Here is a 22,193-nt window from a genome sequence, read left to right as displayed (position 1 = left end):
TTCGACCAGCGGTCGGGGGACGTTTTCGGGCGAGCAGGCCACGATCACCTTGTCGAAGGGCGCGAACTCGGCCCAACCCTTGAAGCCGTCGCCCACCTTGGCATGGACGTTGTCGTAGTGCAGGTCGCGCAGCGCCTTGGCCGCGCGCTGGCCGAGCGGTTCGACGATCTCGATCGTGTAGACCTCGGCCACCAACGGGCTGAGTACCGCGGCCTGGTAGCCGCTGCCGGTCCCGATTTCGAGCACCTTGTCGGTGGGCTGCGGGTCAAGCTGCTCGGTCATATAGGCGACGACATAGGGCGGCGAGATCGTCTGCCCCTCGCCGATCGGCACGGCCATGTCGTAGTAGGCCAGCTTGCGTTCGCTGCGCGGCATGAACTCGTGGCGAGGCGTGCGACGGATGGCGTCGATCACGCGCTGGTTCTTGATGCCCGCGCCGATGATGTCTTCCTGGACCAGTTGCAACCGGGCGCGCTCGTAGTCCTTGGCAGTTTGGGCAACGGCTGGCCCCGCGGCGAGTACCAGAGCAAAGGGTAAGATCGAAATATTGCGAGTGAGCATGCCACAACGCTCCCGCAGCATGGCCGAAAAACGCATCCCCATCGCCACCTCTCTCCACGCATTGTAGGCGCCTCCCCGCTGGGCTTCCGAGAGCACTTGGCGGGGAACCCCATGCGCCCCGGATGCTCGAAAGCAGCCCACCGTGGCGATAAATCGGCTGATGCAGACAGGGGCACCTGGGGTGGTTAGACTAAACCCCGCATCCGGAGTCCGCGCAGGAAGTGTGGGATCCGAATTGACGATTGCGGGAGTCTGCCATGATGGTGCATGCGGGCCTGGCCTGCCTGATCGCCCTGGCGACGGCATCTGCCGAGCCAGGCACAAGTCCAATCGTTCGCGAGAATGTTTTCGGTTTGCCTGATTCGGCACCGAACGCGGGGCACTTGATGTTGGTCGGCGGTGGTCAACTGCCCGACAACATCGTCGCAGAGTTCATTCGCCTGGCCGGCGGCCGCGACGCGCGGCTGGTCGTGATTCCCTCGGCCGGTACCTGGCCCAGCGCGGAGCACGCGCGCGAAACATTCAAGCGTCGCTGGCAGCGGTTCGAAGTGGCCGAACTGGCCGTGCTGCATACCGACGATCCCGTCTTGGCCGATTCGCCTGAATTCACCAGGCCCCTGGAACGCGCCACGGGCGTGTGGCTGGCCGGCGGCGATCAAGGGCGCCTGGTCGATCGCTATCGCGCGCGGCGGGTCGAAACGCTGTTGCGCGAGTTGCATCAACGCGGTGGCATCATCGCCGGCACATCGGCCGGGGCCTCGGCCATGTCGAGCGTCATGATTCGCTACGGCACGCGGCAGCAGGCCGTGGTCGATCGCGGACTGGGCCTGGTCGACCGCGTCGTGGTCGATCAGCACTTCAGCCAGCGTGCCCGCCTGCCGCGCCTGACCGGCGTGCTCGACAACCATCCCGAACAGCTCGGCCTCGGCGTCGACGAGGAGACGGCCGTCGTGATGCGTGCCAACCGGCTCCGCGTGTTGGGCACGGGCCAGGTGACGGTGTGCTTTCCCAAGCCGGACTCGTCCGAACGGCGCGAGGTCCATCGCTTGCAGCCAGACGACGAAGCCGAGGTCTCGCTGCTGGCCGATGCGCCGCCACGTTGGACGGTGCGCTTCGCTCATCGCAGCGAAGAGGTCGAGGCCCGCAACGGCATGGACTGAAGCGGCCGCGCGCCGCCGCGAGCAAAGCGGCGTGCTTTCCGTTAGAATCCGGGCATGCTTAACCAGCGCCTTAAGGACTTCGTCGAGAGCCGCTTGCTGTCCCAGGTTCGCACGCCGGCGCAATACATCGGCGGCGAGCTGAACATGGTCCGCAAGGACCATCGCGCCGTGCGCGGGCGCCTCTGCCTGGCCTTTCCCGATGCCTACACGATCGGGATGAGCCATCACGGCTTGCAAGTGCTCTACAGCCTGATGAACGCCCGTGACGATTGGGCGTGCGAACGGGCGTTCACGCCGTGGACCGACATGGAGGAGCAGCTCCGAGCGCACGACGTGCCGCTTTACAGCCTGGAGACCTTCACGCCGCTCGCCGAGTTCGACCTGCTGGGCTTTTCGCTGCAGTACGAGATCGCGTACACGAACGTGCTGACGATGCTCGACCTGGGGAAGATTCCCTTGCGGGCCGAGCAGCGCGGGCTCGAGCACCCGCTGGTTATCGCCGGCGGGCCATGCGTGCAAAACCCAGAACCGCTGGCACCGTTCATCGACGTGTTCGTCACCGGCGACGGCGAGCCGAGCCTGCCTTTGATCTGCGAGCGGTGGCTCGCCTGGCGCGAGGCCGTCGGCAGTGCCCGGGGCGGTGCCGCGAGCCGTGAAGCGCGCGAAGAGGCGCTTGCGCAACTGGCCGCCGAACTGCCGTTTGCCTATGTGCCGCGGTTCTATCGACCCGAGTACGGCGCCGGCGGTCGGCAAGTCGGCCTGGCGTGCCTGCGGCCCGAGGTGCCGGAAACGATCGAGCCGTCGGTGATTGCCGATCTCGAATCGATCCCGTTGCCGGTGCGGCCGATCGTGCCCTATGTCGAATGCGTACATGACCGGATCGCCATCGAGATCATGCGCGGCTGCCCTTGGCAGTGCCGGTTCTGCCAGAGCACGGTCATCAAGCGCCCGTTGCGGTTCCGCGAGGTCGAGACGATCGTGCAGGGTGCGCTCGACAGCTACCACTCGACCGGCTTCAACGAGATCTCGCTGCTGTCGCTCTCGACCAGCGACTACCCACACTTCGAGCAGCTCATCCAGCGGATGCACGAAGTGTTCGATCCGCTCGGCGTGAGCATCTCGCTGCCCAGCCTGCGGGTCAACGAGGCGCTCAAGACCGTGGCCACGCTGATCAACTCGGATCGCCGCAGCGGGCTGACGCTCGCACCCGAGGTGGCCCGCGACGACATGCGCGAACAGATCCGCAAGAAGATCAGCAACCAGGACCTGTTCGACGGCTGCCGCGAGGCCTTCCGCCGCGGGTTCAACCAGGTGAAGCTGTATTTCCTCTGCGGGCTGCCCGGCGAGCGGCGCGTCGATCTCGAAGGCATCCTGGACATGGCCGACCAGATTGCCCGGATCGGCAAGGAAGAGCGCGGGCACTTTGCCAAGGTGACCGCGAGCGTGTCGAATTTCGTGCCCAAGGCGCACACGCCCTATCAGTGGAACGCCATGCAGCGGCGCGAGTATTTCCACGACGCGCATCATTACCTCAAGCTGCTGAAAACGCGCCGCCGCTTGGGCACGGTGCACGTCAAATGCCACCCGGTCGAGACGAGCCTGCTGGAAGGCGTGCTCAGCCGCGGCGACCGGCGCGTCGGCGACGCGATCGAGTTGGCCTGGCGCCGGGGGGCGCGGCTCGATAGCTGGGCCGAGATGCTCCGGCCCGAATTATGGTGGACCGCCCTGGCTGATTGCGGGCTCGACGTCGAGCAGATCGCGCACACTCCCTATGAACTTTCCGACCGGCTGCCTTGGGACCATTTGAACGTGAAGAAAGGTCGGGCCTACCTGGCCAAGGAGCACGATCGGTCGGTCGTGCAGTTGCATGCCATGGCCGGCGCGGTGTGATGCCGATGCCCGCGATTCGCCTGCTGGCCATTGATATCGACGGCACGCTCGTCGATCCTCACGATCAACTGACGCCCGCGGTGCGCGACGCCGTGCGCCGTGCCGCGGCCGCGGGCATCAAGATCGTCCTCGCCACGGGGCGCCGCTATGGCCGAGCGTTGCCGCTGGTGACGCCCTTGGAGATCGACGCCCCGTTGGTGACGGCCAGCGGTTCGCTGATCAAGGACCCGGCCACACATCAGACGCTGTTCCGCTCGGAGCTCGATCGCGAGGTGCTGCGGGCCACGCTGGCGCATGTCGGCGAGCGCGGCTACGACGCCCTGCTCTACGGCGACACGCACGCCGAGGGCTTCGAGTATTACTGCCCGCGGGCAACGGTCGACGAGCCGCACCTGGCGCAATTCCTCTTGCTCAACGCGGGCCACGAGCGACACTGGCCCACGCTGATGCACGACCCGCCGCCGGGCATTTTCGCCGGATTCGCCATGGGCGAACGCGCGGCGATGCTGGCCCTGGACGCCGAGCTGCAGCAACTGCTCCCCGGCGCGCTCTACACGCACGTGCTGCGCAGCCCGCGCTATACGGGCCACATGTGCGAAATTGCCCGGGCCGGCGTGAACAAGTGGACCGGCGTGATGCAGGTGGCCGAGGCCTGGGGCATCGCGGCCGAGGAGGTCTGCGCCGTCGGCGACGACGTAAACGATCTGCCGATGATCGAAGGAGCGGGGTTGGGCGTGGCGATGGCCAACGCGGTCGAAGAATTGCGCGCGGCCGCCGACCGTATCGCCCCCTCGAACGCCGAAGACGGCCTGGCAACGGTCGTCGAATGGATCCTGGAAGGCCGGTAGGTCCATCTAGCCGCGGCGCGTCGTCCGGTTGCCGTGGCCGCGGCCAGATCGCTCTGGCCCGGAGGAAATAATCCCAGTGGACCCGCGCGATGCGTCGTCGTCGCCAGTTCTAGAATTCCGCACTCTCCGGTAGTGGCCGCGCAAACACGGAGAAATCGTTCTGCCAACCTGCGGTTTCAGCCAGTCTTATTCGCTTTCTTCCTGCCGGCAGCGGCCATGCGGTCGCCGCGCCTTTCACGCTCATGAGTTGAGCGTAAATCACCGGATCGATCGTCTCCGAGAGCAAGCGGCCGTTTCCTCCCGCGAAGAACACATTGACGCCACCCTTGTGATGGCTTGATGGTCGCGCAAAGCGGTAGGGAGTATCGCTTGCCCGCGCGCGGACGCTCGATGGCGACATTCCTTCGTTGATACGCAGAACGGATGAGCGCGCTTGCGACTGCATGACCGCACCAGGCGAGTCGGCCCAGACACCGTGCCCGTCCATCACGGCCGGCTCCCAGACGAAGCCAACCTGCCATTCGTGATCGTCAGTCCAAAGCCCCGCGTCGGCGTTCTCGCTCAGCAACAGCGTGTTCGTCGTGCCGTCTCCGTTCACCAAATCGGAAGCCGAGACCGCAACTTCGCGGACCGCGACATTCGTATGGGTCGAGGCTGCATTGTCGTTGTCTGTGAAGGGGTAGCGGTAGTGGAACACGCCATTGGCCGGCAGGTCAGGCGAACCTTCTGCGTCCCCGCAAACCGCGCTCGGATCGCCCGGGGTGTGCAGATCAACCATGCCACAGTTGACGACATAACTCAAAGCGGCGGGTGCTTCGTCGCGCTTGAACGGGTCGTTCGGACAAATGCAGACATTGAATCGCAAGATCGGCGTGCAGGCTTGAAGACTGCCTGGCTCGTCCCTTTCGGGCTGTCCAAATTGGGACGCGATATCGGCTCGATCCAGGTACGGCAGCAAGGGAAAGATCCAGCCGGTTGATTGTGGGAAGTCCGAGGGCAGCCGTCCTCCGTGGTTTGTCAGTCGATACTCCAACTCGTCGCTGCGATCGACCTTGACGATTTCCATCGGCCAGGTTCGTCTTGCCTGGACATTTTTGTATCCAGGAAAACCGGCATGATGCGCGTCGTGGCTGATCAGGGCCTTGCCAAGATTCGTTAGATTAGCCAAGCAATTAGCACTGCTCCCTGAGCGCGCTTGGTTTGCGGCCGGCAGCAGCAGCAGTAGCAAGAATCCGATGAGGCAAAGCGAAATCACGACGTCGCAGAGCGAATGCATCGGCCGCCGTTCAGCTCCCATGGTCGCCTCGCCATCGCGATGATGTTTACGACGTGATCCCCTTGGTCAGCGTCATAAAGGCCGTTTCGAGGTTCAACTCGTCTTCCTTGAACAAGGTCAGCCGCAGGCCGGCTTGGATCAGCGCCGCGGGCAGGTCGCTGTAATCGGTCGTGCCGGGGGCCAAGGTGAGCAGCAGTTGGCCGTCGCGCTCTTCGACCGACTCGACGCTGGGCTGCGCGGCGAGCAGCTCCTTGGCCCGCGTCTGATCGGCCGCGACGGCGACGCGCAGCACCGGTTGATGCCGTACGCGGCGCATCACTTCGGCCACGGCCTCGTTCACCAACAGCTCGCCGCGTTCGATGATCCCGATCTTGTTGCAGATGTCGGCCAGCTCGGGCAGGATGTGGCTCGAAATCATGATCGTCTTGCCCATGTTGCGCAGCTCCTTGAGCAGCGCGCGGATCTCGATGCGGGCCCTCGGGTCGAGACCGCTGGCCGGTTCGTCGAGCAGCAGCACCTGGGGATCGTGCAACAGCACCCGGGCCAGGCCGAGCCGCTGCGTCATGCCGCGCGACAGGCTCGTGACCAGGGCATCGCGCTTGTAGCCCAGGTCGACGAGCTCGAGCACCTCGTCGCAGATTTTGCGCCGGGCCACGCCCTTGATGCGGTAGGCGGCCGCGAAGAACTCCAGGTACTCGATCACCTTCATGTCGTCGTACACGCCGAAGAAGTCGGGCATGTAGCCGATCAATCGTCGGATTTCTTTCGGCTGGGAGTAGATCGAGTGGCCGCAGACATAAGCCTCGCCCCAGGTCGGGTTCAATAGCGTGGCCAGGATGCGCATCGTAGTCGTCTTGCCGGCGCCGTTGGGACCGATGAAGCCGAACACATCGCCCTTGTCGAGCGAGATGTTCAGCCCCTTGATGGCGAACAGCTCGCCGTACTGTTTCGTCAGGTCGCGGGTTTCGATCACGGGATCACGATGCCTTCGGATGGAAGTTCGTTGCTGGGGGGAAGCACAGTTACCGCGGTAGGGGCACCTCGTTCGTCGTGTCGCCGGGTGCTTGACCCGCCGCGTCGACCGGCGCCGGCTCGAGCGGCAACACAAAGCGGATGTACGTCCAATGCTGGTCGTTCTGGCCTTGGAGGGGCTGTTCGCCGTCGCGCAGCTCGGCTGCCGCGCCGTCGATTTCGGCCAGCACGATGGCGCGCTGGAGCTCCAGGTGTCCACTGAGGTCGACGTGATTTTGATAATCGTTCGTGAGGTGCGTGGCCTTGGCGCCGCCGGCGGCCTCGAAAAACATCATCCGCCGCACGGTGTTCGGCATGTCGAGCTGTGCGACGTTGAACACGCCACCTTGTTGGATGGCCTCTTGTTGGTCGTCGTCGTAAATCGCCTCCTTGCCGGTCAACCAAGATCGTAGCGCCAGCCAGTGCGTCGCGCGCGTCACGTTGACGCTGGCGCCGGGCGCGAGCTCGCCGAGTTCATACGCCCGGGCGCCGGCGGCAAGCCACGCCTTGTGGAGCGTCAGCCGGCAGCGATTGGTCAAGGTACCCGCGACGCTTTCGTCGGCAGCCAGGGTCAAGGAGCCTTCGAGTAGCGGTCCGGTTTGTGCTTGCCAGCGGCCGGTTACGGCCTTGGTCGACCAGACCTGAATCGGCAGGCCGACAATCGCCTCGAGATTTGCGCGGAAGGCGTATGGCCGGTTCCAGAGGCCCTGCGCCGAATTGCCCATGGTGCCCAACACCTCGCCGGGGGTACCCAGCCAGGAGAGCAGCATCTGGTGCGGCGGTGGACTGCCGTTGTCGAGCGCCTGCGGCGCCAGGCCGACGTCGTAGGTCCGCATGCGCGGGCTGAAGATGTTGGCCCAGGTCGTCCCCCGCGCCATGCCGCTACGGGTATCGACGTCGACCACGTCGACTTGGTTGAGGTGCAGGGCGTCGCCCTTGAGCCAGAGAGCGAAGAAATACGCGCCCAGGCTGACGAGCAGGATGATCAGGCTCGACGTGAGCCAGGTTAGTTCGATGCGCTTGAAAACCCGCTTGACCAGGAAGTAATCACCGGGGCCGATCAACAGGATGTAGCCCGCGATCAGCAGCGCGATGATCCAGAACGACACAAATTTGACGTTCGGAAACTGCGCCAGGCAGTCGGACAACTGCCCGGACAGATCGTTGATGCCATAGGGGTTGCCCGGCTGCATGGTCGCCACGGCACTCGGCGCGACATGCGTGGGCTTGCCCAGCAGTTTGCCGACCAGCGATGCCCGTCCCGACCAGTTCGACCAAGGCGGACGATCGAGATCGAGGCCAACCAGGGTCACCTGTCCAAAGCCATGCGCCGTGCGAATCACCAGCGGCGTCTCGCCGCTGCGCACCAGGGCCGTGCCGTCGAAGTCGGCAAACAGCGGCACGTCCAATGTGGCCGAGGCCTGGTCGGCGCTGCTCAGGCCGGTGACCGGCGAGCGGGCGTCGGCATAAGTCTCGATCGCCGACCCAATGCGCACGGCGTCGAAGCCTTGTCGCGCCTCGGTGCGCTCAAACCGGCCGGGGAGCAGTCGGGCGAGAGGCCGATCGGCCGTCAGCGCCTGGGCGGCGCCGGCCCCCGCGCAGATCAGGACCTTGCCTCCCTGCGCGACCCATTGCTCGAGGGCCGCGGCTTGCGCCCCCTCGGGCGAAAGCTCGCGGAAAATGTCAGCGTTGCTGGTAGCGATGACCAGCCAGTCGACGCCCTCGTAGCCGTACCAGCGCGTGGGCAGTCCGCTGGTGTCGGGAAGCTGAACGGCGTTGACGGCCGCGCGCCCTTCGTCGTCGGTCAACCGCTTGATCGTCTCGCCGATGCCGATGGATGGTCCCACGCCCACCCACAATTCCTGCGATTGCGCGATCGGAGGAGGCAGCATTTGTTCGGGTTCACTGGTCAGGTTTCCCGCGAAGGTCCACCGCAGGCGTCCCAAACGATCGTCGTAGAACTCGGCAGTCAGCTCCGCATCTTCCTGGCCGAATTTGACGTAGGCCCGCAGGGCTTGGGTCTCGCCGGGAGGGATCTCGAAGCGGCGCTGTCCGGCGGTGGTCACGCGCGTCGGCGCGCCGTCGCCGTCAAGGACGATCAGGTCGAGATGGCCGGTCAGCTTGTCGCGTCCGGCCCGCAGGTAGACCTCGACGGGCGTCCAATAGCCGAGCTTGTAGGCGCCGTCGAAGCCGACGCGAACGCCGACGAACGTGGGCCGCGGATCAAGCTTCTGCGCGGCGGCCGGCCCCCGGCACGCCAGCACGATCAGCAACGTCACCCAGGGCGCGGCGGGCCAACGCCCAGGCGCCGCGTGATTCGGGCCCTCCCCTGCTCTGCCCCTCATGGTTTCTCCGCGTCGTCGCAGGTGCACAACAATTGGCCGCAGCCGGGACAGCCCGATCCGTACTTATGCGCCACGGCCTCGGCCAGGTCGACACCGACGACATTGGCGATCGTCGTCAACCAGGCCAGCACGTCGGCGAATTCGCCTTGCCGTTCGGCGTGCGTGCCGTTGCGCAGGGCGCTGGCCAATTCGCCCACTTCTTCCATCAGCCACATAAACGTCCCGTCGACGCCACGGGCCAGGTCTTTTTCCAGGTACATCTCGCGAATCAGCCGCTGAAATCCGGCCAGCGTGATCGACGAGCCCGGCGGCGGCAAACGATCGGCGGTCGGTTCGTCGCTCATGGTTCCCACTGGATGCGAATCGCGGTTGTTCCGGTGCGCAGATCGGCAGACCGGGCGTCGATCTGATCGAGCGCCGCGCGCACTTCGTCGGCCCTCGGGCTCTGCGCCGCCGCGGCGGCCAGCGCACGGTGCAAGGCGACGTCGTCCGGCGCAAGCTCGCCCAGAAAGGTCAGCTCCCAGGCAGCCGTTTCGGGTTCGTCGAGTCGCAAGGCAGCGTCGCAGGCCCAACGATGCGCCTCGACGTCGCGCACGTCAACATACAGGCTTTCCCGGGCCCAGCGCAGGGTCTCCGGCCAATCCTGCCGCTCGATGGCCAGCCGGGCCAGTTTCTTGCGGACGACCAGGTTGTCAACATCGAGCTGGGCGAGCTGTTCCAGGGCCGTGCGCAGCTTCTCGGTCTGGCCGGCCAGCAGGAAACACCGCACCAGGCCCTCTTGCCAACGGGTCTGCCACGGCTCGCGCGCGCGGCCGCGTTCGTAGAGCGCCGCGGCCGCGTCGAGATTGCCGCCCTTGAGCTGCAGGCTCGCCAGCAGCAACAGAACGCGAGGATGCGGGTTGTCGGCCGCGAGCCCACGCTCGAGGACTTCGCTGGCCGCCTTGGTCTGGCCGGTGACCAGATGCAGCCGCGCCTGGGAGTAGCACGCCAAAGCGTGACGCGGGTTGGCGGCCAGGACCGGTTCGATCAACCGGGCCGCACCGGGATAGTCCTGTCGATCGATCAGCGCCAGCGCCAGCCGCGACGCAAGGTCCCCGTCGTCCGGCGCGGCCTCGTGCGCCCGTTGCAACTCGGCAAGGCTGCGTGGATCGGGCGGATCGACCACGGTCAGCGACGCGGCCGTGTCCTTCAGGAATTTCTCATAGCCGGCCTCGATCTGGGCAGCCGGGACATTGAAGGCACGTTCGAGCGCCAGGTGCGAATCTTGCGTCTGTCCGAACGCCGCGAGCAGCCGGGCCGCGGCTTGCGGGCCGAAGGAGTTGAACAGGTACTCAATCCACAACTCCGATTGGCAATAGGCCAGGTGCCAATCGGCGCTCGTCTGTGGCCGAATGAAGCCGAAATTGATCGTGTCCAGGTTGAACGTCGCGCCCCGCGGCACGCGCGTGGCCAGCAGTTCGTTCCAGACCTGCGGTCGGGGAAAGCCCTCGGTCTCGACGGCCAGCCCCTCGGTAAACCAGTGGGGTACGTTGAAGTCGGTTTGTTGCAGATTGAGCACGTGGACGAACTCGTGGCGCGCGACCCGGGCCCAGTGGTAGGGCGATTGTTCGTCGTTGGGCGATGTCAGCGCGACCATCTTGCCCGCGCAGGCCGCCGTCGTGCCGACGTAGGGCAGCCCGACCATGCGTGCACTAAACCAGCCGTGGCCGTCGGTATTGCGGTCGCGGCAAAACACCTCGAACAACGAACGCTCGGTCGGTCGGTAGCCGAACTTTGTACACAGGGCCGGAAACTCGCTCTCCAGGTATCGCGCCAGGCTGTACGCGAGCACCTTGTCGTGCTTGCGGTTGTAGCGGACGGTGAAGTGCTCGGTTTCCAGCGTCGCGTAGCTCGAGAGGACGTCGAGCACTTTGAGCGTGTTGCTCACGCGCACGTGAAACGGGTCGGCGTCAAAGGCCTCGCTCAGTAGTCGTTGGGCCTCGGCCTCGCGGCCCAAGCGCATGAACATCATGCCGAGCCCTGCCTGAGCGCCCGGCAACTGCGGCATGCGTTGCTGGGCCTCGCGAAAGAACCGCTCGGCGGCGGCGAATTTGCGGCGTTCTTCGAGCCGCGTTGCCAGAACCAGGTAGAACGTCCCGGCGTGCGCATTGCGGGCGTCGACTTCTGCGAGCAGACCGCCCAGCCGTGTGCCGGTGAGATCCTCGGGGCAGCCGTCGAGCGCCACGTAAGCAGCCGCGCGGCGGGCCAGGGTGGCCTCGTCCACGGGATTGATCTCTGCGCCCTTCTCGACCGCTGCCAGAGCCCCCTGCAAGTCGAAATTGGCCAGCGCCAGATCGGCGTCGGCCTGGTGGAGCTCGAGCAACCGCGGATTCAATTCGCGGGCTCGCGCCAGCGAAGCGCGCGCGGCGTCGTATTGGAAGTTCTGCATCTGTAACGCTGCCAATGCGACGTGGATCTCAGCCGCATGGGGATTGATCTTCAAGGCCTGCTGGAATGACCGCTGCGCGTCGGCCTGATTGTATTTTTCCAGGAACAAGAGACCGACTTCATAATGGGCCGGCCAGTACTCGGGGTCCGCCTCCCAGGCCGCGGGGTACAAGTCGTTGACGAGAAACGAGAACTGGTCAGGCAATCGCTGCCAGCGGGCATATTGGCCCGCGGCCAGGCCAATCCATCGCAGCTCGTCGGGCGAGCTCACGTCGTGTTGGTTGTAATAGTCGACAAACCAGTGGTAACCAGCCGTGGCCTCGTCGAGGCGGCCCTGAACGCGATCGAGTTCGGCGCCGACGTATCGCGCGGTGAGCTGATCGTCGTTGATCTTGCGCGCCGCTTCGCACCACCGTGCGGCATCGCCATATTTTCCGCACCGGAAATAGTACGCGGCCAACTCGGCCGGCAGCTCGGCCGACTCGGCGTGAGCCTGTTGCGCGGCCAGCAGGAGCTTTTCGACCTGTTCCCACTCGCCCTGCGCCAGGAGCGAACGGGCCTGCCCTAGTGCGGCGGGAATGGGCTGCTGCTGGCCAATCGCTTCGTATTGCTCGGCGGCCTCGACCCACTGGCCATGCAGTTCCAGCGAACGAGCGGCCACCAGCGACGGACTCTGCTGAGCACGAGCAGAGCCTGGTGGCAGGATCGAGGCAGCCACGAGCAGCCAAGCGGCGAGCGCCGGCAACGTTCGAAGGGCTGCATGCCGTTGACGAGAGGTTGTTCGCATCCCAAAGCTGTCCTTTGGTTTACGGTATCCCGCCGCGCAAAACCGGGCAAGGAAATCTGCGCACCACGACTGGCGGACGTGAATCCGATCGCGGTTTGACACTCTGCGGCCAAGGGTCCTAAGATTCGCTGCCCAAGCAGTCTTGTTGCCAGGAGTTATGACGATGAGCACGCAATCGAACGAACCCAAGCCGCCGGTGAGCTACGCCGATTTCGCCAAGCTCGACCTGCGGGTCGCAAAGGTCGTGGCGGCCAAGGAGCACCCGGCTGCGGACAAGCTTCTGCTGCTGCAGATTCAAGTGGGCGAGGTCGAAAAGCAGATCGTCGCCGGGATTCGCGGGCACTATGCCCCCGGTGATCTGGTCGGCCGGCAGATTGTCGTCGTCAACAACCTCGAACCGGCCACGATTCGCGGCGAGCAATCGCAAGGGATGCTGCTGGCCGCCAGCGACACGGGCGGGGTCGTACTGCTGCGGCCGGATCGCGAAGTCGCCGGTGGCTCGCAGGTTAAGTGACCCCGCTGCTAGCAGTTGCGCGCTCCGTTCAGGCCCTTTTTGCGTTCTTTTCAGTTGCCGGTGAGCATCGGCCGATCCAACAGGTGTACAAATGCTATTGACTCTGTACACCCGTATATTAAAGTAGATCAGGCAGTCTGGTGATTCCGGGACAATCAGCCCTGGGGTGGCACCCGACCTCCGGTTCTACGAAGGAGCGGCCATGGCCGATTTGGAACGCCTGACCAAGCGCCAGCGCGAGGTGTACGAATTCATTCGCAGCAAGATTCGCAGCCGCGGCTACGGGCCGACGGTCCGCGAAATCGGCACCGAATTCGAGATCAGCTCGCCCAACGGCGTGATGTGCCACCTGAAGGCCTTGGAAAAGAAGGGGCTGATCGTCCGCGAACCGAACATGTCGCGGGCCATTCAACTGGCCACCGAGCCGGCCGAGCAAGCCGGGTTGCCGCTCGCGGGCCGGATCGCGGCGGGCACGCTGCACGAGGCCATTGAGCAGACCGAGTTTCTCAACCTGGGTGAACTGTTCGACCCTGCGCGCGGGGACTTGTTCGTGCTCGAGGTCGACGGCGATTCGATGATCGAGGATCAGATCGCCGATGGCGACTATGTGATCGTCCGGCGCCAAGACACGGCCCACAAGGGCCAGATCGTGGTGGCATTGACCGACGAGAATGAGGCGACGCTGAAGCGCTGGTTCCCCGAGGGGAACCGAATCCGGCTGCAGCCCTCGAATTCGTCGATGAAGCCGATCTACGTCAAGCATGCGCAGGTGCGCGGCGTGGTCGTCGGCGTCGTGCGCAAAGTCGACTGAACTGCCCGCTGGTCACCGACTGACTCGGCGCCTGCGGTGCGTATCACTCGTGCGAATGTCCGCCGAGATTGATCACCGGCTGCGCATGCCGATCGCCGCACAGCACCACGAGCAGGTTGCTGACCATCTCGGCGCGCCGATCGCCTTTCAACTCGACCAGTTTCTTTTCGGCCAGATGGTCGAGTGCCATCTCGACCATGGTCACGGCCCCTTCGACGATCTTGGTGCGCGCGGCGACGACCGCCTGGGCCTGCTGCCGCTGGAGCATGGCGGCCGCGATCTCCGGCGCATAGGCGAGGTGATTGATCCGCGCCTCGAGCACTTCGACGCCGGCCTTGTGCAGGCGCGCATCGATTTCGAGCTTGATTTGATCGGAAACTTCCGCCGTCGAGCGCCGCAGCGACAACTCATCGTCGATGCTGTCATAAGGGTAACGGCTGGCCAGCGTGCGCAGCGCTGATTCGCTCTGCAGATGGACAAAGTCCTCGTAGTCGTCGACCTCGAAGGTGGCCTCGGCCGTGTTGACCACGCGCCAGACCACCACCGCCGAGATTTCGACCGGGTTGCCGTCGCGGTCGTTCACCTTGGTCGGCCGCCGCGTCACCTTCGCGGCCTGGACCAATTTGCCCTCGGGGCTTTTCACCTCGGGGGTGACCTGCTGGCCGGTCTCGAAATTGCGCACGCGCAGCGAGAGCTTGCGCTTCGTGAAAAACGGGTTCACCCACCAGAAGCCGTCTTGCTTGATCGTGCCTTGGTACTTGCCGAACAACAGCAGCACGCGGGCTTCGTTCGGCGCGACCGCCTGAAAGCCACCGGAGATCACCAACGCGGAGATCACGAGGACGATGCCCGTGAACACCCGGCGTCCCGGCGGATCGTCCGAGACGGCGGCGCCGTAGAACAGCGCCGTGGCCAACGCCAACAGCACGAGCACCACGACGAGAAAGAGCCAACCCGGCAGCGATTGATACGTACGCTCGACGATCATCGTTCCTCCCCCGGGCACCCGGCCAACGAGCGATGCGAGGGGGCCTGCCAAGGGGCTCTCAGGCCGATTGCTCGAGCGAGCCGGTGCCGATCTGGTTGAGCTTGTTGTACAGCGTCTTCAAGCTGATGCCCAGTTCTTCGGCTGCCTTGGGCTTATTGCCGGCATGGCGCTCCAAAGCGTGTTGAATCGCCTGCAGCTCCATCTCGCGCAGCGACATCGGGCGGACGGCGCGGAGGATGGGTACCCGCAGACGCCGGGCGTCGAAGTTGCGCGGCAGGTCGTCTTCGTCGATCGGCCCGGCACTGCTGAGGATGGCGGCGTGCTCGACCACGTTGGCCAGTTCGCGCACATTGCCCGGCCAGACGTGCTCCGTGAGCAAGTGCAGCGCGGCTGGCGTAAACGATTCGCCGGCGCTGGCCTGCGGCCGGAACCGCCGCAGCAGGTGCGTCGCGAGTTCTGGAATGTCTTCGACCCGTTCGCGCAGGGCGGGCAAGCGGATCTCGAACGTATTGATGCGGAACAACAGGTCTTCGCGAAAGTCTTCGGCCTCGACCATCTCTTCCAGGTCGCGGTTCGTGGCGCACACCACGCGCACGTCGACGGTGAACGACTGGTTCTCCCCGACGCGACGGATTTCGCCGCTTTCCAGGAACCGCAGCAGCTTGGCCTGCATTGCCTTGGGCAGCTCGCCGATCTCGTCGAGAAACAGCGTGCCGCCGTTGGCCACCTCGAACATACCCACGCGGTGCTCGTCGGCCCCGGTAAACGCGCCCTTGCGGTGACCGAACAGCTCGCTCTCGATCAAGGCCTCGGGCAGCGCACCGCAATTGATGGCCACGTAGGGTGCCTCGGCCCGGGGGCTTTGGTCGTGGACGGCGCGGGCGACGAGTTCCTTGCCGGTTCCTGTCTCGCCGCGGACGAGCACTGTCGAGGCGGTGGGCGCGACCTTGGCGATCAGCTCGCGGACCTGCTGCATGGCCCGGCTGCCGCCGATCAACTCGGAACGGCCGCTGATGCGTTCGACTTGGCGCTTGAGGGCGCGGCATTTGTTGGTCAGCTCGCGCTTGTCGCAAACGCGCTTCAGCAGCGATTCGATCTCGACCAGCCGGCAGGGTTTGGTCAGGTAGTCGAAGGCGCCCTGGCGCAAGGCGGCCACGGCCGTGTCGAGCGACGACTTGCCGGTGAGCACCACGGCCTCGATCTCGGGCTGCGCTTCTTTGGCCTTGGTGATGACCTCGATGCCGTTGGCCCCGGGCATGTCGAGGTCGACCAGCAGGCAATCGAATGAGCCGCGCGTCACGGCGGCGATCGCCGTAGCCCCGTCGGGGCACACGGTCACCTCGTGGCCCATGCGAGGCAGCTCGATGCTCATCAGGTTCTGCAGCGACTTTTCATCGTCGGCAAACAGCACCTTGAGTTTCTTAGGCGGCTTGGTAGCGATGGCGCAGCTCCTTGTGCTTGGTCGTGATGGCCAGCGGCAGCTTGACGCGCAGCCGCGAGCCCCGGCCGGGCCCCTCGCTGGCCGCATCGATCTGACCGTTGTGGTCGGCCACGATGCGATAGGAGATCGAGAGCCCCAGGCCCGTGCCTTCGCCCTGGCGCTTGCGGGTGAAGAACGGCTCGAACAGGTGCTTCAGCACTTCGGGGGTCATCCCGCAGCCGTTGTCGGCCACGGTCAACTCGGCGAAGCGGTTGGCGGCCTTGATTTCGACGGTGACTTGTCCGCCCTTGTCGACGCTGTCCAAGGCATTGGTCAGCAGGTTGAGGACGACCTGCTTGATTTCTTGCGGGTTGGCCGCCACGACGACCGACTGGCCTTCGACGAGCGTGAGCTGTTTGTCCTGGTACTTGCCCAGGTGGCGCACCATGTCGATCACGCCGGTGACCAGCTCGCGCAAGTCGGTGTCCTGGCGCTCGATATCGCCCATCCGCGAGAAGTCGAGCAGCTTCGAGGTGATCTCCTTGCAGCGGAAAGCTTCGTCTTGAATCATCCGTAGGTACTTGCCGACCACCTCGCGCTCGGGGTTGTCGGCGGCCAGGAATTCGCCCGCGCGGCTTTCGAGCGACTCGGCACACAGCGCGATCGAGGCCAGCGGGTTGTTGATCTCGTGGGCCACGCCAGCGGCCAGGAACCCCACGCTGGCGAGCTGCTCGCTGCGCACGACCTGTTGCGTGCGCTCGCGCACCTGGCGGTCGAGGTCGTCGCGAATGGCCTCGAACTGTGTCGTCATGGCGTTCATGGCCTCGGCCAGCTCCGACATCTCGTCGCGCGTGTCGAGGTGGATGCGATAGCCGAATTGCCCCGTGGCCACGCGCCGCGACCCCTTGATCAAGATGCGCAGCGGTCGAAACACCCAGCGGTAGAACAGGTGTACGAACAGCGCCATCAGCACCAGCGCCAGAATCGTGGCCACCCAGGTCAACACGATCAACGTGCGGTAGGCGGCGCGGACGTCATACTTGTAGTCGGACAACTTGTGATGCAGGTAGCCCGGCAGCTCGAAGGAGAGCGTCTGCAGGCGCTGCAATTCCTCGTCCAGCCGGCCGGCCTGCGAGGCATCGAGCACCCAGGTCTCCGATCGCTGCAGCTCGTCGATTTCGTCGAGCGTGAGCTCGATCTTGTGCACGGTGTTCCATTCGCGTGTGCTGTCGCCGATGGCCGTGGCCGGGGCATCGCGCGGAATCAATTGGTGCGCATAGCGATCGAGTGCCGTGCGCACTTCCATCAGCCGCACCTGGAAGTCGGTCCGGGCCAATTGCACGGTGGCCGGCTCTTCACCGTCGCTGACGTCGCGCATGTCGCGCAGCACTTTCGAGTCGGCCAGGCTGAGCCGCAGGTCTCCGGCCCGTTGGCTCAGCTCGGTCGCCAGCGGCAATTCGGAGACGCGGTGGTTGATCGTCTTGACCAGGTCGCGATAGGCGTAAATGCCGATGAAACTGCTGCCGGACAGCACCGATACGATGACCAGCAAGAGGGCCAGTCCCAGCAGCAGCTTGTTGCGAATGGGCCAACGAGACAGCAACGTGCGACCTCCGTGTCGACATCCGGCCGGGGCTCCCACCCCGGCGCCTTGGCGAATGCTGGCACCCGGACGGGAGAAGGGGGCGGAAGTCTACCACTGGGCGCGAAGCGGCCACAAGACGGAAGCCGGGCCAGGAGCGACTCTGCCAGCATGCTGGCGAAAGGTACGTCGTCGGAAGCGGCAACACCGACGCAAAGGGGCTTAAGACGCGAGCCCCTGATGCGGAGGCTGACGCCGCAGTTCGCTCATCATGAAGCTGATCGCGTGGGAAAACTCACGCACGGCCTCGCCGTACGATTTTTTCTCCGCGGCACCCAAGGCCCGGGCCTGGAAGTCGTCGAACCGGCTCCAATCGACCTCCCACTTCTCCTCGAGCGCCGCCTCGCGAAGCTGCTGCACCACCTGGTGCAGCTTGTCGACGAACGAATTGTTCGGTTGGCAGATTTGCGTGCGGTGCGGGCCGGCTCCGTACCGGCCTTCGGGAAGCGGCACACTCTGGCCCTCGGGCACGTCCAGGCGGCGCACCAGCGCCAGAATGGCCAGGCCGACGGCCACGACCAAGGCGATGAACGCGGGAATCGGCGCCTGCGCCAGGGCGCACACGATCGCCGCGACGGCCGCCGCGGGCAGGGCAACCCACACGGCCAAGGGCACCTGCTGGCTCGCGGCCCGCTTGGTGCTGGTGGGAGGGGCAACTTGCCAGCCGTTGACGGCGGTCGGCGGAAGCGACATCACCCGGACGACGATCACCGTGATGTTGTCCGGACCGCCGCGCAGATTGGCCAGGTCGACCAGCGCCTGGACCGCTTCTTTCGGCGAGAGGCATCCCAGCAGCGTGCCCAACTCTTCGTCGCTTACCTGCCCAGTCAGGCCATCGCTGCACAGCAGGTACGTGTCGCCCGACTGAATGGGGAACGGCCCCTCGATATCGACATTCACCTCGGCGCTGGGGCCCAGCGATCGGGTGATGATGTTCTTGGGCACGTATGCGGGCACCTGGTCCTTGGGAATCTGGCCGCTGGCGATCATTTCCCAGACGAGGCTGTGGTCGAACGAGAGCTGCTCGAGCCGGTCCTCTCGAAGTCGGTACACGCGGCTGTCGCCCACGTGTGCGACCAGCGCTCCCTGCGGCAGCAACACGAGCGTCGTGGCCGTGGTGCCCATGCCGTGAAACTCGACGTTGGCCTGGCCACGGCCATGAATCTCGTGATTGGCCTCGACGACGGCACCACGCAACGCCTCGGGTGGCGCAGCATCGACGAGTTTCAGGTAGGCGTGCGGCACGCTATCCGTGGCCAGCTTGCTGGCCAATTCGCCGGCGGCGTGTGCGCCCATCCCGTCGGCCACCATGAACAAATGGCCGCGTTGGGCATAGATTTCGGGCGTGCCGGCCAGGACGACAACGTGCGAGTCTTGGTTATTCGTGCGTCGCAGCCCGATGTCGCTCGCCGTGGCGTAGTCGATTCCGTGGTTCCATTCTGGAGCCGGCTGATGCATGTCGAACGTCCAACTGCCACGGCCGTCGTCGCAAAATGCCCCTGCGGGCAACGACTGGCGCACGCCATCGCTGCTATTGTAGCCCCGCAGCGCAACGCGGGATAGCAACGCGGGGAGCGTCTTACGGGGTCGGTCTAGGTTCCCGTCGCGGGGCTCGCTATACTCCGCCACCCCACGGTCCCGGTCAAGCGGTATACCGCTTGGTCTGGGGAACGCCCGTGGCCTGTCTTTTTGGGCATTCGCCCCGCCGAAATCCGTACGCGACCTGCGTCATGACGAGCCGTCGTTTTACGTCGCCGCCCGCCCCTCGACGTCCGGCCCTTGGCCGTTGCGCGATGGTGTTCGCGGTTGCCAGCCTGGTCTGCGCCGCACCGGGCTGCGTCCAGCGCCGGCTGACGGTCCGTAGCAACCCGCCGGGGGCGCTTGTCTACATCGACGATTACGAGATCGGCACCACGCCGGTAGCGACCGACTACATCTACTACGGCACGCGCAAGATCCGCCTCGTCAAAGACGGCTATGAAACACTGACAGTCCAGCAGCCGATCAAGACTCCCTGGTACGAATACCCGGTGGCCGAGTTCGTCAGCGAGAACCTCGTGCCTTGGGAGATTCGCGACGAACGCGTGCTCGACTATCAATTGGTGCCGCAGGTCATCGTGCCCAGCGATCAATTGCTCGGCCGGGCCGAGAATCTGCGCCAAGTGACACGAGCCAGCGCCGCATCGAGCGCGCCGGTTGGCGCACCGCTCCCTAGCGGCACGCTGCCTTTGCCCGCCCCTGCCCCGGCGCCACCGCAATTGGTGCCGCCAGGACCACGGAGCTTGTTGCCGCCGGCGCTTTCGCCGCCACCGGCAGCGCCGCAGCTTCAGGCACCGGCGCCCCTGCTGCAGGCGCCGTCCAATGGCACGGCACCGCTGGCCGCGCCGAATGGGAATTTCGCTCCGCCACCCGTGGTACCAGCGCCGCCGTCGGTCACGCCGCAGCAGCCGCGGTCGGGCTCGCCTTACTAATCTAAGCGGCTATTTTACGCCGCTACGGCGCTGCAGTTCGCTGTGCAGAACGCCCTCCCGGGCCACGCGGTCGGTCACCACGCGCACATCGCGCAGCACGGGCCGGGTTTCCTGCAGCACGTAATTCAGGTTCTCGGCCGCCTGGTTCAGGTTGTGGTACAGGTCCTGGTCGTTCAGCAACATACCCAACGAGCCCTGCGATTGGCTGATCGAGCGGGTGAATTGGGTCAGCTCGTCGAGCAGCGAGTTGAAGCGGCTGCTGGCCTGTTGAATGTTGCCGACGATTTCTTCGCCCCGTTCGCCGAGCGGCCGGGTGAGACCCTCGAAGTTGGTCAGATTTCGTTCGAGGCTGGCGATCGACTGCTGTGCCTGCTTGATCGTGTCGCGAAAGTCCTGCAGCACGGCCGGGAATTCCTTGATCGTGGCGCGCAGGTTTTCCTGGAGCTCTTCGTCGCCCAGCACCTGCCGGGCGCCGCCGGCTGCCGATTCGACGCTGCCCAGCGTTACCTCGAGCTTGTCGGCCACGCGTGAGAACTGCTCGCGATTGCCTTCGACCAGGTCGGCCACTTCGCCGGCCAGACGACCGATCTGATCGCTGGTCCGCGCGATCGACGTAATCGCCGACGTCAGGTCGCCTTCGATGTTGCCCAACACCGCCAAGGGATCGCTGGTCACGCTGCCGGCGATGATCGAGTTCGGCGGGATGATCTGGTCTTTCAGCTTGGGATCGCGCAGCTTGCTGTCGTCGACCACGGTGAATTCCAAGGCACCGTCGCCGAGCAAGGTCGACGTGATGCGCGGCCGGTCGTTGCCGTGCAGCTTGACGTTCGAATAGATCTCGGCGCGGACGTTGACGCTGCCGTCATCGGCGAACCAGGTCCGCGTGACGCGGCCGATGAGAATGCCGCTCTTGCGCACAGGCGTATCGGCCGTGACGCCGGGAGCCTGCCGGAAATTCATGACGATCGGGTACGTGCTCAGCCCGAGTGTCGGCCGGCCGCCGAGCAACACGACGAGAATCGCCGTGATGCCCAACGTGGCGAGCACCATCACCCCGACACGAAATTGTACGACGCGATCATCCATGACTATTCGATTCTACGCGGCCCAGGGGCGGCGGGATCGCGCCCGCTGCCATGACCCGTGTCTCCCCGATGCGCTGACAGCAATGCCGGCGCCAGGGAAGCGTGCATTCAGGTGCCGACCTGCTCCAGGGATTGCATTTGGCTCTCGCTCATTTCCATCAATCGCTCGCCGGCTTCACCTCGTACAAACTGCCCGACGCGCCGGTCCGCGGCGCGATCGATTTCGCGCGGGCGATCGTCAAAGATCACCTGCGACTCGTCCGGGCGCAGCCGTGCCAGCGGGTACAGCATGACAATCCGGTCAGCCACCTTGCGGGCCGAGTGCATGTCGTGCGTTACGATCACGCTCGTCACCGGGTTGTTTTCTTTCGTGCGGATCATCAGCTCGTTGATGACGTCGCTCATGATCGGGTCGAGCCCCGTCGTCGGCTCATCGTAGAGAATGATCTCGGGCTCGAGCACCAGCGCGCGGGCCAGGCCCACGCGTTTGCGCATGCCGCCGGACAACTCGGCCGGCTTCTTGTTGCGCACAGCGAGCGGCAGGCCCACCTCGGTCAGCCGGGAATTGACGACCTCGCTGATCTGGCGATCGCTCTTCGAGGTGTGTTGGCGCAACGGAAAGGCGACGTTCTGTGCCACGCTCATGCTGTCGAACAGCGCCGCGCCCTGGAACACGAAGCCGAAGCGCATGCGCTGCTCGGTGAGTTCGCGATCGGCCAAGCGGTTCAGATTGCGTCCGTCGAACAACACCTCGCCGGACGTCGGTCGCACCAGGCCGATGATCGTCTTCATCAGCACGGTCTTGCCGCAGCCGCTCTCGCCGATGACCGCCAAGGTCTGTCCGCGCGGAATCCCCAGGTCAATCTTGCGCAGCACCGGCTGCCGTCCAAACGTGACATGCAGATCGCGGATTTCCACGAGTGGGCGTTCGTCGGTTGAGTGCGGTGTGTGCATGGC

18 protein-coding genes are annotated in these 22,193 nt (G+C 65.2%); 6 read left to right on the top strand and 12 right to left on the bottom strand.

The features are described from left to right. Nucleotides 1–603: protein-L-isoaspartate O-methyltransferase (gene pcm, locus K1X74_18600; GenBank protein MBX7168353.1), on the bottom strand; the 603-nt coding region annotated here is incomplete at its 3' end. A 215-nt stretch (nt 604–818) separates the two neighbouring features. Between pcm and K1X74_18595 the strand changes: the two genes are divergently transcribed. Genes K1X74_18595 through K1X74_18585 form a run of 3 tightly spaced genes read left to right on the top strand, consistent with a single transcriptional unit; the run spans nt 819 to nt 4,459 of the window. Next, on the top strand, nt 819–1,721 hold the full coding sequence (locus tag K1X74_18595; GenBank protein ID MBX7168352.1) for a cyanophycinase: 903 nt from the start codon (nt 819–821) through the stop codon (nt 1,719–1,721). Between the two features lie 54 nt (nt 1,722–1,775). Beyond that, on the top strand, nt 1,776–3,611 hold the full coding sequence (locus K1X74_18590) for a TIGR03960 family B12-binding radical SAM protein (GenBank protein ID MBX7168351.1): 1,836 nt from the start codon (nt 1,776–1,778) through the stop codon (nt 3,609–3,611). 5 nt (nt 3,612–3,616) lie between these two features. After that, entirely contained in the window at nt 3,617–4,459 is an 843-nt protein-coding gene (locus K1X74_18585) for a Cof-type HAD-IIB family hydrolase (protein ID MBX7168350.1), read from the top strand. Nucleotides 4,460–4,568: 109 nt separating this feature from the next. Here the strand turns inward: K1X74_18585 and K1X74_18580 are convergent, their stop codons facing one another. The 5 genes from K1X74_18580 to K1X74_18560 form a co-directional block, all read right to left on the bottom strand. Continuing rightward, nucleotides 4,569–5,756: a DUF1559 domain-containing protein gene (locus K1X74_18580; protein ID MBX7168349.1), complete on the bottom strand. Its 1,188-nt coding sequence runs from the start codon at nt 5,754–5,756 to the stop codon at nt 4,569–4,571. A gap of 25 nt (nt 5,757–5,781) precedes the next feature. Beyond that, on the bottom strand, nt 5,782–6,708 hold the full coding sequence (locus K1X74_18575; protein ID MBX7168348.1) for an ABC transporter ATP-binding protein: 927 nt from the start codon (nt 6,706–6,708) through the stop codon (nt 5,782–5,784). Nucleotides 6,709–6,757: 49 nt separating this feature from the next. Further along, a complete protein-coding gene (locus K1X74_18570; protein ID MBX7168347.1) occupies nt 6,758–9,025 on the bottom strand; it encodes a hypothetical protein in 2,268 nt (755 codons plus the stop codon). Between the two features lie 62 nt (nt 9,026–9,087). Beyond that, a complete protein-coding gene (locus K1X74_18565) occupies nt 9,088–9,435 on the bottom strand; it encodes a nucleotide pyrophosphohydrolase (protein ID MBX7168346.1) in 348 nt (115 codons plus the stop codon). Beyond that, entirely contained in the window at nt 9,432–12,179 is a 2,748-nt protein-coding gene (locus K1X74_18560; protein MBX7168345.1) for a tetratricopeptide repeat protein, read from the bottom strand. The genes K1X74_18565 and K1X74_18560 overlap by 4 nt, the downstream gene beginning before the upstream one ends. 289 nt (nt 12,180–12,468) lie before the next feature. Between K1X74_18560 and metG the strand changes: the two genes are divergently transcribed. Together metG and lexA are read left to right on the top strand one after the other, a co-directional pair. Beyond that, the gene (metG, locus tag K1X74_18555) at nt 12,469–12,819 is read left to right on the top strand and encodes a methionine--tRNA ligase subunit beta (protein MBX7168344.1); all 351 of its coding nucleotides are present in this window, start codon (nt 12,469–12,471) and stop codon (nt 12,817–12,819) included. Nucleotides 12,820–13,021: 202 nt separating this feature from the next. Next, on the top strand, nt 13,022–13,630 hold the full coding sequence (gene lexA, locus K1X74_18550; GenBank protein ID MBX7168343.1) for a transcriptional repressor LexA: 609 nt from the start codon (nt 13,022–13,024) through the stop codon (nt 13,628–13,630). Between the two features lie 43 nt (nt 13,631–13,673). Here the strand turns inward: lexA and K1X74_18545 are convergent, their stop codons facing one another. The 4 genes from K1X74_18545 to K1X74_18530 all read right to left on the bottom strand — a co-directional run bounded on the left by K1X74_18545 (nt 13,674) and on the right by K1X74_18530 (nt 19,201). Beyond that, entirely contained in the window at nt 13,674–14,618 is a 945-nt protein-coding gene (locus tag K1X74_18545) for an SPFH domain-containing protein (protein ID MBX7168342.1), read from the bottom strand. 58 nt (nt 14,619–14,676) lie between these two features. Further along, entirely contained in the window at nt 14,677–16,146 is a 1,470-nt protein-coding gene (locus tag K1X74_18540) for a sigma-54 dependent transcriptional regulator (GenBank protein ID MBX7168341.1), read from the bottom strand. After that, entirely contained in the window at nt 16,040–17,641 is a 1,602-nt protein-coding gene (locus K1X74_18535; GenBank protein ID MBX7168340.1) for a HAMP domain-containing protein, read from the bottom strand. The genes K1X74_18540 and K1X74_18535 overlap by 107 nt, the downstream gene beginning before the upstream one ends. Nucleotides 17,642–17,842: 201 nt before the next feature. After that, on the bottom strand, nt 17,843–19,201 hold the full coding sequence (locus K1X74_18530) for a protein phosphatase 2C domain-containing protein (GenBank protein MBX7168339.1): 1,359 nt from the start codon (nt 19,199–19,201) through the stop codon (nt 17,843–17,845). 272 nt (nt 19,202–19,473) lie between these two features. On the opposite strand from K1X74_18530, the gene K1X74_18525 reads away from it, so the two are divergent. Then, nucleotides 19,474–20,151, top strand: a complete 678-nt coding sequence (locus tag K1X74_18525; GenBank protein ID MBX7168338.1) for a PEGA domain-containing protein — start codon at nt 19,474–19,476, stop codon at nt 20,149–20,151. A 9-nt stretch (nt 20,152–20,160) separates the two neighbouring features. Here K1X74_18525 and K1X74_18520 read toward each other — a convergent pair whose 3' ends face one another. Together K1X74_18520 and K1X74_18515 are read right to left on the bottom strand one after the other, a co-directional pair. After that, complete coding sequence (locus K1X74_18520; GenBank protein ID MBX7168337.1) at nt 20,161–21,237, bottom strand: MlaD family protein; 1,077 nt, start codon at nt 21,235–21,237, stop codon at nt 20,161–20,163. Between the two features lie 107 nt (nt 21,238–21,344). Beyond that, nucleotides 21,345–22,190, bottom strand: coding sequence for an ABC transporter ATP-binding protein (locus tag K1X74_18515; protein MBX7168336.1), 846 nt, complete (start codon nt 22,188–22,190; stop codon nt 21,345–21,347). Nucleotides 22,191–22,193 lie beyond the last annotated feature (3 nt).

The sequence above is a fragment of the Pirellulales bacterium genome (assembly GCA_019694435.1).
GTDB lineage: Bacteria > Planctomycetota > Planctomycetia > Pirellulales > JAEUIK01 > JAIBBZ01.
The sequence above is the reverse complement of the archived record's forward strand: the minus strand, read 5'-3'. Positions and strand labels throughout refer to the sequence as shown.